Source organism: Duganella sp. BJB1802 (genome assembly GCF_013369445.1).
In the GTDB taxonomy this organism is placed as follows: domain Bacteria; phylum Pseudomonadota; class Gammaproteobacteria; order Burkholderiales; family Burkholderiaceae_D; genus Rugamonas; species Rugamonas vulcania_A.
The window spans coordinates 198,152-214,291 of the sequence record NZ_JABWEF010000005.1; the positions used below are offsets into that span (position 1 = coordinate 198,152).

The 16,140-nt window shown below is 67.0% G+C and carries 8 protein-coding genes; 7 read left to right on the forward strand and 1 reads right to left on the reverse strand.

Translation table 11 applies throughout. From position 1 onward, the window contains the following. Positions 1-170: 170 nt before the first annotated feature. The 7 genes from HUX88_RS10525 (at position 171) to HUX88_RS10555 (ending at position 13,187) form a co-directional block, all read left to right on the forward strand. The gene (locus tag HUX88_RS10525) at positions 171-2,549 is read left to right on the forward strand and encodes a TonB-dependent siderophore receptor (RefSeq protein ID WP_176361733.1); all 2,379 of its coding nucleotides are present in this window, start codon (positions 171-173) and stop codon (positions 2,547-2,549) included. Between the two features lie 133 nt (positions 2,550-2,682). Then, positions 2,683-4,539, forward strand: coding sequence for an ABC transporter ATP-binding protein/permease (locus tag HUX88_RS10530; protein WP_176361734.1), 1,857 nt, complete (start codon positions 2,683-2,685; stop codon positions 4,537-4,539). A 70-nt stretch (positions 4,540-4,609) separates the two neighbouring features. Beyond that, positions 4,610-7,606 (forward strand): insulinase family protein, encoded by a 2,997-nt coding sequence (locus HUX88_RS10535; RefSeq protein WP_229219281.1) that lies wholly within the window; start codon positions 4,610-4,612, stop codon positions 7,604-7,606. 87 nt (positions 7,607-7,693) lie between these two features. Beyond that, positions 7,694-8,647 (forward strand): MBL fold metallo-hydrolase, encoded by a 954-nt coding sequence (locus tag HUX88_RS10540; protein WP_176361736.1) that lies wholly within the window; start codon positions 7,694-7,696, stop codon positions 8,645-8,647. A 100-nt stretch (positions 8,648-8,747) separates the two neighbouring features. Continuing rightward, positions 8,748-10,241: a leucyl aminopeptidase gene (locus tag HUX88_RS10545; RefSeq protein ID WP_176361737.1), complete on the forward strand. Its 1,494-nt coding sequence runs from the start codon at positions 8,748-8,750 to the stop codon at positions 10,239-10,241. Between the two features lie 30 nt (positions 10,242-10,271). Continuing rightward, the gene (trxB, locus tag HUX88_RS10550) at positions 10,272-11,231 is read left to right on the forward strand and encodes a thioredoxin-disulfide reductase (RefSeq protein ID WP_176361738.1); all 960 of its coding nucleotides are present in this window, start codon (positions 10,272-10,274) and stop codon (positions 11,229-11,231) included. A gap of 120 nt (positions 11,232-11,351) precedes the next feature. Then, positions 11,352-13,187, forward strand: coding sequence for an aminopeptidase P family protein (locus tag HUX88_RS10555; RefSeq protein WP_176361739.1), 1,836 nt, complete (start codon positions 11,352-11,354; stop codon positions 13,185-13,187). Positions 13,188-13,242: 55 nt separating this feature from the next. Here the strand turns inward: HUX88_RS10555 and HUX88_RS10560 are convergent, their stop codons facing one another. Further along, positions 13,243-16,140, reverse strand: coding sequence for an insulinase family protein (locus tag HUX88_RS10560; protein ID WP_176361740.1), 2,898 nt, complete (start codon positions 16,138-16,140; stop codon positions 13,243-13,245).

Below are 16,140 nucleotides of genomic sequence, written 5' to 3' on the forward strand. Positions count from 1 at the left end.
CTTTGAGTCATGAGAATAATGTGTGGTGGAGGGGGGGCAGTCAACCGTCCTGCTCATCCGATCAGTGCGGCCGGTAATCAGCTTGCCAACTGTCCCGTTCCGGCGTGAATTGTTTCAACTATATTACAGCATACCCGCTCACTGTTGTTCACTCATAAAGGCTAAAACATATGCGTCGTGCCACCATCCGCCCCCTCCCGCGCAAGCTGCGACTGTGTGTCATGCTAAGCAGCCTGGCGCTGTCCCTGCCGGTGGCAGCCTTGGCTCAACCCGCTTCCGGCACGCCGTCGGCGCCTACCCAGTCCTACGCGTTGCCAGCGGGTCCGTTGGGGGCCGCGCTACAACAGATCGCGGCCATTGGCGGGCGCGCGGTGTTGTTTTCCGACGCGGACGCCGCCCGTTTGATTTCCGCGCCGGTGTCCGGACAGTTGACCGAATTGGAGGCCGTCAACGCGGCGCTGGCCGGCAGCGGCCTGACGGTGGCCGGCAGCGCCGACGGTGCGCTGATCGTCGCGGCCGGCGCACCTCCCCAGACCGTGCTGGTGATTGCGCAGCGCGACCAGGCCGAGACCTCGTTCCAGGCCGATTATTCGAAAACCACCACACGCAGCGGCGCCACGCTGCGTGAAGTGCCGCAGTCGGTCACCATCATCACCGCCAAGGTGCTTGAGACCCAACAGGTCACGTCGCTGCAAGATGCCCTGCGCAACGTCAGCGGCGTGGCGTTTAGCCAGTCGCCACAAGGGTTGCCGACATTTTCCGTGCGCGGCTTCACGGAGACCAGCACCACCACCAATGGCGTCGCGGACCGGGGCTCGACGCAAACCAATGTATACGGGGTCGAGCGGCTGGAGGTGTTGAAGGGCCCCCAAGCGATTCTGGCCGGCGCCGGATCGCTCGGGGGCGGTGTCAACGTGGTCATGAAAAAACCCCAAGCCACGACTGTCCGTGACCTGACCGTCCAATATGGCAGCCACGACGACGTCACCCTGGCGGCCGACCTGTCGGGCGCGCTGACGGCCGACAAACGCCTCACGTTCCGGCTGATTGGCTCGGATGCGCGGGCGTCGGGTACCACGGTGGGATACGACGGTCGCCGCGACCAATTTCTGATGCCAGAGTTGCGCTGGAAAGACGCCGCCACCGATGTGACGGCTGGCCTGTCGTATGGCAAGCAGGATCTGCCGGTCCCGGCGTACACCTTCGCCACACGGCGTGGCGCGATTATCGCCCGCCCGGACATGTTGTTGAGCAACCCGAACGACGGCTTTGATTCGACCAATAAAAAGCTGTTCTACCAGTTCCAGCACCGGTTCGCTCCGTGGCTCACTTTCGAAAGCCGCGTGCAGCGGTCGCTGGGCAAGACCCTGCTGCATCTGTACACGCCATACGGCTTGATGTATGCGGGGACTGGCGTCAACGCCGCCGAGTTGGGCACCAGTCCATTCGGTCCGGGCGCCAGCGATACCGTCAGCCGCACCACCGCGGGCGACCACTTTTTCAATGCCAATTTCGACACCGGCGAGGTGGAGCATCGGCTGGCGGTTGGATACGCGCATACCGACACCGATTCGGTGCAGACGCAGCGCAGCGGCACTCCCGTCGTGGTGCGCCTGTATCCGCCCAGTGGCTACGCGTTTGCCGACGCCGTTGCCGCGGCGACGGTGGTGCAGGGGATTTACAGCACCGACCAAACGCAGAAGGCGTTCTATCTGCAGGATTTGATGAAGTGGGGCGACTGGAACTTGCAACTGAATGCGCGCCACACGAAGGTCGTCAACGGCGGGCGCACCGCGATCCCGTCCAGCCACTACGACGTGGCGTACGCGCCCAACGCGCAAAGCAAAACGACGCCGGGGGTCGGCCTGGTCTACGACGTGTCGCGGAACGCATCGGTGTACGCGAGCATGGCGCAGGGCTTCGCGCTGCAGAATTCGAACCTGTGCGGTGGCGGCGTGGCGCCGCCGACGAGCACGCGCAACAAGGAGGCCGGCGCCAAGTTTGGCTTCCTCGAAGACAAGCTCTCGCTCACCACCAGCGTGTTCGAACTCAACCAGACGAACCTGTTGCAGTATCAGAGCGTGTCGCGCTGCTATGCGTTGCGCGACGCGCAGCAGACCCGGGGTGCCGAGCTCGACATGCAGGGCCAACTGGCGGCCGGCTGGAACGCCGTGATGAACTACACTTACAACACCTACCGGGACACGGGCATGACCGGCCGGCTGTTCCCCGGCTTGCCGAAGCATAAAATGAGCGCCTGGTCGACGTATGACTTCCAGAATGCCGCGCTCAAAGGTTTCGGCTTTGGCTTGGGCATCAGCGCGACCGCCCACACCATCGGGTCCAGTTCGGCCTCCAGCCAATTCATGCTCCCGGGCCAGGCGCAGATCGATGCCAGCCTGTTCTACCGCCGCGGCAAATGGGACGTCACGCTCGGCGTGAAGAATCTGGCGGACCGTGTGTTGTATGGCGTGTCGACGGCCAACTCCTATATCCCGTTGTTTGAGGGGCGCGCCTATATGTTGACCGTGCGCCGCAGTTTCGAATAGCGCGCGGCGCGCGTCGGACCCGGGGCCCATGCCTTGCGGGGCCGGGCTGCGTTCTATTTGTGTTCTCCAGCGTACGGCAAGCCCCGCTGGCAGATTTTAGACAGTGCAACAGCAACTAGCAGACAGGATAGTTATGACCAAGGTCGACGCGCCGGGACGTCCCACCATTTTTCAATTGATCACGCCGTTCTGGTTTGCCGCGCCGCGCTGGCGAGCCTGGTTGCCGCTGGCCATCCTGCTGGGCGGCACGTTCTATTCGGCCTACCTGTCGTTGTGGGCCAACCGCCTGCTCGGCGAAGTCACGGATGCGCTCGTCGGTCGCGATTGGGATGCCTTGTGGGCCGCCCTGGTGATGAGCGCCGCCGCCGGTACGCTGGCGGCCGTCAACTCCTTTGGCAGGGAGGCGCTGCAGGGCTTGCTTGAACTGCGGTGGCGCACGTGGATGACCGCCCGCCTGCTGGGGCAATGGAGCGCGCGGCACGTGTTTTACGACATCGAGCGCGATGGCGTCCTGAGCAATGCGGACCAGCGCATCGCCGAGGACGTGAAGCTGTTCGTGCACGCCGTGTTGACCATGGCGCTCAACCTGGTCAACGTGGTCGTGAGCACCATTACCTATTCGGTCCTGCTGTGGACCTTGTCCGGCGCCTTGTCGTTTGCGATCGGCGGCACGCACGTCTCCATCCCTGGCTACATGGTGTACCTGGCGTTTTTGTACTCGCTGGTGAGCTTCCTGCTGGCCCATTGGGTCGGCAAGGCGTTGATTGGACTGAACAATAGACGGCAGGGCGTCGAAGCCGATTTCCGTTATGGCGCCATGCAACTGCGGGAAAATGCGGAGCAGATCGCATTTTACGGCGGCGGCCAGCGCGAGCGGCAGCGGCTCATGTGGCGGTTCGAGGCGATACGCGAAAATACGCGCGCCATCATTCTGCGCAGCTTCAAGCTCAGGCTGAGCATCAATCTCTACGGCGTGCTGCTCAACGCGCTGCCGACGGTGGGGGCGCTGCCGCGCTACCTCGCCGGCGAGATCACCTTCGGCAGCGTTACCCGCATCGTTGGCGGTTTCCATGGCGTGACCAACAACCTCAACTACTTCACGCAGGTGTACGACGACTTCACCACGCTGCTGGCGCTGGCGAATCGTCTGCGTGACCTGGCGTGGGCCGTCGACAAGGCGCAGAACCGGGCCAGCGGCTTCACCATCCAGCGGGCGAACCAGCCGGACGTGTCGAGCGGCCCGCTGCAGCTGCGGACGCCAATGGACGGCGTGATGGCGGATGTGGCGCCGCTGCGCTTTGCTCCCGGCGAGCGCTGGCTCGTGCGCGGGCCGTCCGGGACGGGCAAGAGCACGCTGTTGCGGGTGTTGGCCGGACTGTGGCCGCATGGCGCGGGCGAGGTGGCGATACCCGCCGGGGCCGCCTTGATGTTCCTGCCGCAGCGCAGCTACATTCCCGCCGGGAGCATGAAGGCGGCCCTGTGTTTCCCGAGCGAGCCCGAGCAGTTCGGCGACGAGGCGTGCCGGCGCGTGCTGCTGTTGTGCGGGCTCGGGCAGCGTACCCAGTCGCTCACGGAAAGCGATACGTGGCAGCAGACGCTGTCCGGCGGCGAACAGCAGCGCCTGGCGTTTGCCCGCGTCTTGTTGCATCGGCCGGACTTCGTGTTCCTCGACGAAGCCACCAGCGCGCTCGACGAAGCCACCGAGGCCATGCTGTACCAGGCGTTGCTCGCGGAGATGCCCCGCTGCGGTGTAGTGAGCGTGGCCCACAAGGCGACGTTGGAACGCTTTCACGGCCGTGTTCTGGACCTGCTCCCCGGGGGGGGGCGGGCCGGGGGGGGGGCCGGGCCGGGCCGCGGGGGGGGGGGGGGGTCGTGGACCCGCCCCCCGCCGGGGCGGGCGTGGGGGGGGGGGGCCGCGTCCTCCGGCTGCAACTGTACCGGGATGCCGTTCATGACGCGTGGCGGGATTTGCTTGCAACCGTACCGATGACGATGGGGCATCCCGCCGTATAGTGTCGAGGTCGTTCACTTCGCACTTGTGCTTCGAGCGCAGGTCCCTCATGAGCATGCATCGCCGTGAAGCGGACCGCCATGCCGTCGGTGCCGCCGCGTTGGACGGACAGCCTGCGCGCACCTCGCCGGCGGCGCGTCGTGCCGCTTCCACCTTCAACCAATCACGACCTTTGAGGCCCATGTTCATCCATACCAGCAGCCATCCCGTCGCCGCCTTGCAGGCCACGATCGATCAATACGTGCACCCGGAGTCGGGAGCCAGGCACATCCACATCGGAACCGATGCCGCCGAGATGGCATTCCTGGTGGCGTTCCCCACCGTTCCGGACGCCAGCGACGGCCGCGCCCATATCCTCGAGCACATGGCGCTCAGTGGTTCCGAACGGTTCCCGGTGCGGGCGCCATTCTTTGCGATGCTGCGTCGTTCCACGGCGACCTTCATGAATGCCATGACGTATGCGGACCGCACAGCCTATCCGTTTGCCACGACCGATCGCCAGGACTTCTTCAACCTGCTCGATGTCTACCTCGACGCAAGCTTCTTCCCCAAGCTCGACTACCTCGATTTTCTGCAGGAGGGATGGCGCCACGTGTTCGAAGGCGACAAGCTTGCCTATCAGGGCGTGGTCTTGAATGAAATGAAGGGAGCCATCGCGGATCCGATGCACGCTCTGCACCAGGGGATTGTTGCGCCGCTGTTCCGCGGCACCACCTACGAGGTGGAATCGGGTGGCGATCCGCTGGCCATCCCGGACCTGAGCCACGACATGCTGCGTGAATTCCACGCCAGCCACTACCATCCGTCGCAGGCGTTGTTCATGAGCGCCGGGCCGATCGCCGCGGTGGACATCCAGCAACGTATCGCCAGCGCGGTGCTGACCCGCCGCCCTGGCGCTGCGGGACGTCGCCAACCGGCGCTGGCGCCGGCGTGGACCGGTCCCCGCGAGCAGCAGTTGCGTATTCCATCGCAACGGGGACGCGCCGACGAGCACGGAATGCAAATCGCCTGGTTGATTGGTGAAATGGCCGATCCGACGGCCTACTACGACGCCCAGCTTCTGTGGTTCGGCCTGCTGGGCGACGCGGCGGCGCCGCTGCGCGCGGCGCTCGAGTCGGCCGGCTTCGGCCGCCCATCGCGCATGATGGGGCCGGATACCAATATGCGGCAGATGGTGTTCCATGTCGGCATGGAAGGACTCACCGAGGCGCAGCTCGGCGCCGCGTACGGCCTGATCTGGAGCACGCTCGAACGGGTCGCCGCCGACGGCGTATCGTTGGGCGCGCTGCGTTCCGCACTGCGCATCATGCGCTACCAGCAGCGCAACACCGAAAGCGGCGCCACCCCGTTCGCGCTGCGGCGCATGTTGCAGGCCCTTCCCTTGGCGCTGTACGGCGGCGATATCGTGGGCGCGTTCGACAACGAGCCGGCGCTCGCGGCGTTGGAGGAGCGGATCCAGGACCCGGGCTTCTTCAAGGGGCTGGTGCGGTCGTTGCTGGACAATCCGACCAGGCTGACGACGACGGTGGTGCCGGACGCGCAGTATTTCGTGGCGCGTTCGGCGGCGGAACAGGCGCGCCTGGCGGCGCGGCAGGCGGCCTTGTCGGACGCGGACCGCGACCGCATCGTGCGCGACAACGCCGCGCTCGCAGCCTATCAGGCGGTACCAACCGACAAGACGGCGCTGCCGCGCATTCGTCCGGCCGATGTCAGTCCCACGGCGCCCCCGCTGCCGGCCGTCGCCCCGCCGCGGCAGGGTGCCGCATGCTTCGACGTGGCCGGCAATGGCATCAGCTACGCCAGGGTGCGATACGACGTGTCTGGCCTCGGGATGGAGGATTGGCAATGGCTGCGCCTGTATGCCGACCTGCTGCCCGAGCTCGGCGGGGGCGCGCGCGGATACGCCGCCGCCGGCGCCTGGCGCCAGGCGCTGGTGCCGGCTTTTGGCGTCGATCTCGATGCGACCCAGCGGCCGGACGGCAGCCTGGCCCTCGGCATGTGCTTCTTCGCGAGCGCGCTGCGGGAAGAACACGCGGCCATCGCCGACGTGCTGTCGGCCAGCATTTCCGGCGCGCGCTTCGACGAGACGGCGCGACTGGCGTTCCTGATCGAGCGCCTGGTGCAGAACAAGCTGAACGGACTCGCCAATGCCGGCAGCGAGTACGCGATGCTGGCCGCCAGCGCGCCGCTGTCGGCGCTGCGCCACTTCCAGAACGTGCTGGACGGCGCGCCGGCCCTGGCGTTCTACGGCGCGCTGAAAGTGCTGGTCCGGACAGAGCAGGGGCTGGCGCAGGTGGCTGCGCGGCTGGCGGCACTGCACGCCGCGATCACCGCCTCGGCGCCAACCCGGCTGTGTGCCGGCGCCGGCGCCGACGCCATCGATCTGGCGGGTCTGCTGGCCGCCGGCGGCGCTGGCGCTCAGGGCGGTATCGGCAGCGTGAGCGTCCCCGGCACGCCCGCGGCGAACCTGGCCTTGCACGCCGTGGGCCAGGTCAACCATTGCGTGATGGCCTGGCGGGTGCCGGGTACAGGGCACCCGGACGGCGCCGCGCTGGCGGTGGCGGCCGAGCTGATCGGCGCGAACCTGCTGCATCAATCGCTGCGCGAAAAAGGCGGCGCGTACGGTGGCTATGCGCGGTACGGCAGCGAGGTCGGCGTGTTCTCCCTGAGTTCCTATCGCGATCCCCGGCTGGCCGACACCTACGCCGACTTTGCCGCCGCGCTGGAAGCGGTGGTCCACTTGCCGTTTGACGAGGAGCAGCTCGAGGAGGCCATCATCAGTGTGATCAAGGCGAGCGACAAGCCGTTGTCGCCGTATGCGAGCGCGCTGCACGCATGGCGATTGCAGCAGCGCGGCATCGATACGGCGCTGCGCCAGCAATTCCGCTCCGGCGTACTGGGCTGCACATTGAGCGACATTCGCCGCGCGGTGCAGACCTGGCTGCCGCCCGGGACCGCAAGCCGTGCCGCGTTCGTCGGCAACGCCGCGCAGGACCTGGCCGGTCTCGATCTCGTCGATTTGATGGGATTGGCGCAGCAGCCATAGGCCGGGTCCGTCCGCGAGGTTGACAGGCGCAGGTCGGACCGGCCTGCGCGCCATTGCGCATTTCCACACTATTTCTTGACTCTGACGATGCATTCCGACAAAAAGCCCGCTCCCGACGCGCCGCGCGATTTCAGCGCGCCGCCCCTTCCTGTCTATGGCCGAAGCAACCTCCACGTGGAAGGTTGCTTCGATCCCGGTACCTGCACCGTCAGCTACATCGTGCTGAACCCGGCCACCGGCCGCTGCGCGCTGATCGACACGGTGCTCGACTATGACGCATCGTCGGGGCGCATCAGCCATGCGAGCGCGGACAAGCTGCTTGACCGTGTGCGCGAGCTCGGCGCCCAGGTCGACTGGATACTGGAGACCCACCTGCATGCCGACCACCTGTCGGCGGCGCCATACCTGCAGGCCATGCTGGGTGGAAGCACCGGGGTGGGGGCCCGTATCACAACGGTTCAGAGGGTGTTCGGCGCGCTGTTTCATGCCGGCGCCGACTTCCGCGCCGACGGCAGCCAATTCGACCGTGTGTTTTGCGACGGCGAGACCTTCGCGGTCGGTGCCCTGGAGGTCACCGTGATTCACACGCCCGGGCATACGCCGGCGTGTGTCAGTTACCTGGTGAGCGACGGGCAAGGGGGGGACGCCGCGGTGTTTGTCGGCGATACCTTGTTCATGCCGGATTTCGGGACGGCCCGGTGCGATTTTCCGGGCGGCGATGCGCGACAACTGTACCGCTCGATCCGGCGCCTGCTGGCGCTGCCGCCGTCCACCCGCATGTATACGGGCCATGACTATCAGCCGGGCAAACGAGCCGTGGCGTTCGAATCCACCGTCCGTCAGCAGCGTTACCTCAATATCCACGTCGGCGGCGGGATCAGCGAAGCGAGCTTCGTCGCGATGCGCACGGCGCGCGACGCGACCCTGTCCATGCCTGCGCTGATGCTGCCGGCGGTGCAGGTCAATATGCGGGGCGGCCGCCTGCCGGAACCGGAGGCCAATGGCACGCGCTACCTGAAGGTGCCGGTCGACACGCTGTGAGCGTGAACCATCCTCGCAACCCAGTGAACTTCATCAACTCGTCCGCGCGATCCCCCTTTCCGGGGCGACCGCCCGGACCACACTAACCCTGGAGTAGATTTTGGAATTTAGCATCAAATCATTCGAGAGCATCCCATCGCTGTTGACAGCGAAGTCCGGCTGTATCGCCGTCGGCGTGTACGAGGATAAAACGTTGTCGCAGGCGGCGTCGGTGCTCGATGCCGGCGGCGGAATCAGCGCGGCGCTCGCATCGGGCGACATCGGCGGCAAAGCCGGCAGCACGTTGCTGCTGCGTGGTGTGGCCGGTGTCGGTGCGCACAGGGTGTTGCTGGTCGGACTGGGGCCGGTGGGCGAGGTCACCGAGGCCGGCTTCGACCTGGCGCTGGCCGCGACCCTGGCGGCGTTCGGCACCCTTGGTTGCGCCGATGGGGTGGTGGCCTTGCCGTGCGATCAGGTCAAGGGGCGCACCGCGGCGTGGGCGGTGGCGCGGACGGTGGAGCTGGCGCGGCGGTTGCGCTATCGGCGCGACACGCACAAGAGCAAGCGTGATCCGTCGCCGGCCGGGGTGCAGGAAATCGCCATTCTGGCGCCGAACGTCAAGGCCAACCGGGCGGCGTTGACACAAGCCAGTGCCGTGGCGGACGGCGTCGAATTGGCGCGTACGCTGGCCGATCGGGCGCCGAACCTGTGCACCCCTGCCTACCTCGCCCAGGTCGCGCAGCGCCTGGGCAAGGCGCATGGCTTCGAGGTGGAGGTGCTGGAGCGCGGACAGCTGGCCGACTTGAATATGAACTGTTTCCTGGCGGTCGCCAACGGCAGCGACGAACCGCCCAAGTTCATCGTTCTCAAGCACATGGCGGGCAGGCTCAAAGATGCACCGGTGGTTCTGGTGGGGAAAGGCGTCACCTTCGACAGCGGCGGCATTTCGCTCAAGCCAGCCGCCGGAATGGACGAAATGAAATATGACATGGGCGGCGCCGCCGCCGTGCTTGGCGTATTTCGAGCGCTGGGCGAGCTGCGGCCGAAACAAAATGTTATCGGAGTAATCGCCTGTTGCGAGAACATGCCGTCGGGCCGTGCCACCAAGCCCGGGGACATCGTCACGTCGATGAGCGGGCTCACGATCGAGGTCCTCAATAGCGACGCCGAAGGACGTCTTATCCTGTGCGACGCGCTCACCTATGTGGAACGGTACAAACCGGCGGCCGTGGTCGATATCGCCACGCTGACCGGCGCGTGTGTCGTGGCCCTCGGCCATCACAACAGCGGGCTGTTCACGCGCGCCGATGCGGAACATGACGAGCTGGCGCAGGAGTTGCTCGATGCGGGGCGTCAGGCAAGCGACGGCGTGTGGCGTTTGCCGGTCGAGGCCGCGTATGCGGAGCAGCTGAAATCGAATTTTGCCGATCTTGCCAATATCGGCTCGCCCGGTGGCGGCGCAAGCGTCGCGGCCGCCTTCCTGGAAAATTTTACGAAAAACTACGTCTGGGCGCACCTCGACACCGCCGGCACCGCCTGGAAGACCGGCGCCGACAAGGGGGCGACCGGCCGCCCCGTGCCGTTGCTGGTGCAATTCCTGCTCAACCGCTCCTGAACAGCCTCCGCTCACTCACCAAGGACCACTATGTCGCCATCTCATTCCAAACATGCACGCGTGCTGATCCTGGGCTCGGGCCCGGCCGGCTATAGCGCCGCCGTCTATGCCGCGCGCGCCAACCTCCATCCGGTGCTGGTCACCGGCTCCGACCGGGGCGGGCAACTGATGACCACCACCGATGTGGAGAACTGGCCCGGCGATCCCCTGGGCGTGCAAGGCCCGGACCTGATGGGGCGGCTAATGGAGCACGCCGAGCGCTTCAATACGCAGATCGTGTTCGACCATATCCACACGAGCTTCCTGAACGAGAAACCGATTCGCCTGCTCGGCGACAACACGCAGTACACGTGCGACACGCTGATCATCGCCACCGGCGCCTCGGCCCAGTATCTGGGCTTGCCGTCGGAGCAGGCCTATATGGGCATGGGGGTCTCCGCCTGCGCCACCTGCGACGGATTTTTCTATCGCGGCAGGGAGGTGGCCGTGGTCGGCGGCGGCAACACGGCCGTGGAAGAGGCGCTGTACTTGTCCAACATCGCCAGCAAGGTCACCCTGATCCATCGCCGCGACAAGTTCCGGGCCGAGCCGATCCTGATCGACCGCTTGCTGGCGAAAGTGGCGGAGGGCAAGGTGGTGCTGAAATACAACCATACGATGGCGGAGGTGCTGGGCGATGCCTCCGGCGTAACGGGCATCGCGATCAAGTCGGCGCGGGACGGCGCCGAGCAGCGCATCGCGCTACACGGTGTCTTCATCGCCATCGGTCACAAACCCAACACCGGCATCTTCGAAGGCCAATTGGCCATGCACAACGGCTACCTGAAGACCACCGCCGGCAGCGAGGGCATGGCGACGGCCACCAGCGTGCCGGGCGTGTTCGCCGCCGGCGACGTGCAGGATCACGTCTATCGCCAGGCCATCACCAGCGCCGGCAGCGGCTGCATGGCGGCGCTCGATGCGCAGCGCTACCTGGAAGCGCAGGGGTAGGCCAATGGAACAGGGAGGCAGATCGGCGGCGCTGGCCGTTGCCCGGCGGCCGGCGCGGCCACAACGGCTTGACGGCATCGCTTGCTTGTCCGTCGCCTTCAATTTTTTTTCAGGCCGCTCATGAGTACTTTTTCTTCCGGCGTCGTCGCCTCGCGATTGACCCGTTTGCGGCGGCACATGGTGGCCAGCGGCGTCGATGCGGTGCTGGTGCCATCCTCCGATCCGCATCTGTCCGAGTATCTGCCGGACCGCTGGCAGGGGCGCCGGTGGCTCTCGGGGTTCACGGGATCGGCGGGAACGCTGGTGGTCACCGCCGATTTTGCCGGCGTGTGGACCGACGGCCGATACTGGCAACAGGCCGAGGCCGAGCTGGCCGGCACCGGCGTTGAAGTCATGAAAATCCTGCCGGGTGCGGGGCCGGTGTACATCGCCTGGCTGGCGCAAAACTTGTCTGCCGGGCAGAGCGTGGCCGTCGACGGCGATGTGCTGGGCTTGTCCCTTGCCATGCCGCTGCGGCAGGCGCTGGCCGCGCGCGGCATCGCGCTGGCGGCACACCTCGATCCGCTGGCAACGGTATGGGAAGACCGGCCTGCATTGCCTACCTTGCCTGTCGTGGCGCATGCGGCGCCCTACGCCACCACCGGTCGCCGCGAAAAGCTGAAGCGGTTGCGCGCGGCCATCGGCCGGGCCGGCGCCAACCTGCACCTGATTTCGGCGCTGGACGACATCGCCTACCTGTTCAACCTGCGCGGTGCGGACGTCGAGTTCAATCCGGTGTTCGTGGCCCACGCGCTCGTCGGACCGCAACACGCCATCCTGTTCGTGGCGGACGGCAAGGTGCCGCCGGCGCTGCGCGACATCCTGGCTGAGGACGGCGTGGACCTCGCGCCGTACGCGGCGCTGCAGGGGGCGCTGGCCGCGCTGCCGGCGGCGTCGACCGTCGTGTTGCTCGATCCGCGCAAGGTCACGCTCGGCATCCGGCAGGCCATCGGCAACGACGTTGGCGTGGTGGAGGGAGTCAATCCCACCACGCTGGACAAGGCGATCAAGACCGCGGCGGAAGCGGACCACATCCGCATGACGATGCTCGAGGATGGCGCGGCGCTGTGCGATTTTTTTGCGTGGCTGGAACAAGCGGTGACCGCGCCCGGCTATGGTGCCGCAGGTGGCGCGGCGCCGCTGACAGAGCTCGATCTCGAGGCCCGGTTGCAAGCGGCGCGGGCGCAGCGCCCGGGGTTTGTGAGCCCCAGCTTTGGCACCATCGCCGGTTTCAACAGCAATGGCGCCATCATGCACTACCGCGCCACGGCCGCGCACCATCGGCAGATCGTGGGGGATGGATTGCTGCTGATCGATTCAGGTGGCCAGTACCTCGGTGGCACCACGGACGTCACGCGCATGGTGCCGATCGGATCGGTCGGCGCCGAGCAGCGGCGCGACTGCACGCTGGTGCTCAGGGCGCTCATCGCCCTGTCCTCGGCGCAGTTTCCGCTCGGGGTGAAATCTCCGATGCTCGATGCGATCGCCCGCGCGCCGATCTGGGCGGCCGGCATCGACTATGCGCATGGCACCGGCCATGGCGTCGGCTATTTCCTCAACGTCCACGAGGGGCCGCAGTCTATCTCGTGTTCGTCCGCGCCGGAACCGGCCACCGCCATGGAGCCGGGCATGGTCACCTCGGTCGAGCCGGGCATATATCGTCCCGGACGCTGGGGCGTGCGGATCGAGAACCTGGTGCTGAACCAGCCTGGCGACAGCGGCGAATTCGGCCACTACCTGCGTTTCGAGACGCTGACCTTGTGCCCGATCGATACCCGCTGCCTCGACGTGTCGATGCTCAGGGACGACGAACGGGCCTGGCTCAACGCCTACCACGACACGGTGCGGCGCAAGCTGCTGCCGCTGCTCGCCGGCGAAGCGCTGGCTTGGCTGCTCGCCCGGACCGAGGCGGTCTAGCGTCCTCAAAAAAACGGCCTCCGAAGAGGCCGTGGGATGCGGTGGCGAGGCGAGGTCAGGCTGGCGTTGCGGATGCGAGTGCCGTTTCACCCTTGCCGAAGGCCATCAAGTCCAGCACCTGCAGCCCGGCCAGGTCCTGCTCGATGTTGCCGGCCGATGCCGCGCGGCTCGGCGTTTCGGCGCGCAGCCAGCGGTCGACCGCGGCCCTGACCTCCTCGAGTTTGCAGGCCAGCACGCCGGTGCGGAACTGCCGGCGTGCGGCAAGATCGATGCCGCGCTGGTGCAGGGTCCAGGCCGCGGTCACCGTCTCGAACGGCGACGCCGGATGGTCCAGCTTCTGGATCACGCAGATGATGGCTTCCTCCAGCTGTTCGCTGGAGAACGCCGTGTCCATCACGCGCTCGAGCGCGGTCGCGAAGTCGGCATAGGTTCCGGCCAGGCGCGGGTCGCGGTAGGAACTCATCGTAAACGTGCCGGCGCTCTCCACATAGCCGGCGTAGCCACCGTAGGCGCCGCCGCGTTCGCGCAGCGCCTGGTGCAGCAGCTGGTGCGACAGCAGCTGGGCTGCGACGGCCAGCGCCGGCGCGTCGCGATGGCGCAGGTCGGGCGTGGCCCAGGCGATGTGGCAATGGTTGATCTGGCTGGACGCGTACAACGCCACGTTGGCCGGCGCTTGCTGGATGGCCGGCGGCGGTGCCGCCGCCGCATCCGCCTGCGCCGTGTGCGCCGGGAACAGTTCGCTCAGTGCCTGTCCATCGTCCCCGGAGCCGGCCAACAGGATCGTGCGCGGGCAATTCGTCACCCGTTCGTGCAGGCGCGCCAGGCGCTCGCTGATCTGCTGCAAGCCCCGCGGCGTCGCCAGCAGTGCCTGGAGTCCGGCAAGGAAGGGCACGAAGGCCGCGCCATCGGTCGCATGTTCATACGCACGCAGCGGCGACAGCGGCGCGCTCGCGATGATGCGCGCGTAGCGGTCGCCGTCCTGGGCCAGGCTGTCCAGGCGCTGGTGCGCCATCTGGTCGATCAGGAAGCGGATCCGCGCTTCCTCGTCGAAGCGCGGGCGGTAGATCCAGGCGTCAAGTACGGCGGCGATCTGCACATGTTCCTCGCGCAGCGCGCCGGCGAAGAAATTCACCGAGACATGCAAGGCGCCGTCGGCGCCCTGTGCGGCGTTCGCGCCAATGGCATAGCGCGACACCTGGGCGCCGCGCCAGGCGCCGGCCTGCTCGAAATCCATGCCGGCGACACCGAGGTCTTCGCGCAGGCTGGCGTAGAGCGAGAGCCAGGGCCAGTCTTCCTCGGCCAGGGCGCTCGCGTCGAACTGGACGCGGGCGTAGGAAATGCCGTTCGATGGAATGCTGAAGACGTACTTGCCGGCGCCGTTCCCGACCACCGCCGGCAGCGCGAGTGGTTGCGGGCTGACGTCGGCGGGCCGGATGCGCGGCAACACGGACGAGTCGACCGGCGCGCGCTGCAGTGCATCGAGCGCGTCGCCTTCGGCCGCGATGCGATCCAGGTCGGCGGGCGAGAGCGTCGCCTGGATCGCGTCGAGCCTGCCGCGCTCAATGGCGGCGCGGTCGGCGAAGTACGCGGCATCCGGTCGCACCCGGGCGTCCAGCCGCGCCGGATTGTCGAGCAGCTTGTTGCGCACCATGCGCGGGAAGAAGTCCGGATCGGCGACGTCGCTGCGCAGGCGCTCGAGCACGCCGGCGTTGTCGAAGGCGGCGATCGCATCGCCGCCGCGCATCACCACGGGCAACGCGTTCAGCATCCGCGACAGCACGTTCGGCATGCGCCCGCCGGAGGTATCGCGCTGATCGAAGGTGCTGTCGCGCAGGGAGGCCTGCAGGGTGGCGGCGGGGACGCCCGTCTCGGCGACCCGCTCCAGCGTGCGCCACAGCAGGCTGCGCGCGCTTGCCGTTTGCGCTTCGGTCAGGCCCTCCATGCCGAGGTGGAACAGGATCTGTCGCGCGCCGGCATCGAAGCCGTTGATTGCGGCGGGGCGCCCATAGCCGGCCGACTCCATGGCCTGGCGCAGCGGCGCCGATGCGTCACCCAGGAGCCCGGCTTGGAGCAGCTCGGCGTGGTGGTAGGCAAGCGGGTCGGCCGCTTCGCCGAGCACCCAGGACAGTTGCACGCCATGGTCTGCCGCGCCGCCGCCCCGGGCGGGGATGGCAATGGTCGCCGTGCGCGGCGCCGTCACGCTGGCCAGTTGCGGCAGGCGGCGCGGCGCCTTGCCCGGCAGTTCGGCCAGCACGCGCTCGGCGATGCGCTGCTGGACCTCGGCCGCCGCGATCGGACCCGACGACATGAATACCGCCTGCGACGGGTGGTAGTGGCTGGCATGGAATTGCTTGAGCATTTCGTGGCTCAGTTCCGGAATCGCGAGGGGATCGCCGCCCGACTCCACCGCGTAGGTGGTGCCCTCGAGCAAATGCTCGGTGAGGCCGCCGTGCAGCGCCCGCATCGGATCGGTGAAGGCGCCCTTCATCTCGTTGAAGACGACGCCCTGGTAGTTCAGCTTGCCGTCCTCCAAGGTGTAGCGCCAGCCCTCCTGTCGGAAACTCAGATAGTCGAGCTTGGGGAAGAAGGTGGCGTCCAGGTAGACGTCGAGCAGGTTGAAGAAGTCATTGCGGTCGGTGCTGGCGAAGGGATACACCGTGCGGTCGGCATAGGTCATCGCGTTCATGAAGCTGGCGGTCGAGCGGCGCAGCATCGAAAAGAAGGGGGCGCGCACCGGATAGCGCCGCGAACCGCACAAAGCCAGGTGCTCGAGGATGTGGGCGCGGCCGTCGCTGGACTCGGGGACCGTCGGGAACGCGACCAGGAAGGTCAGGTCGGCGCGCTCCGTGACCAGGTGAATGTGGCGCGCGCCCGACGAGGGCTCGAGGTATTCCTCGACCGTCGTATGCAGGGCGGGAATGGCGTGGCTGCGAATTTTTTCAAAGGCGATCAT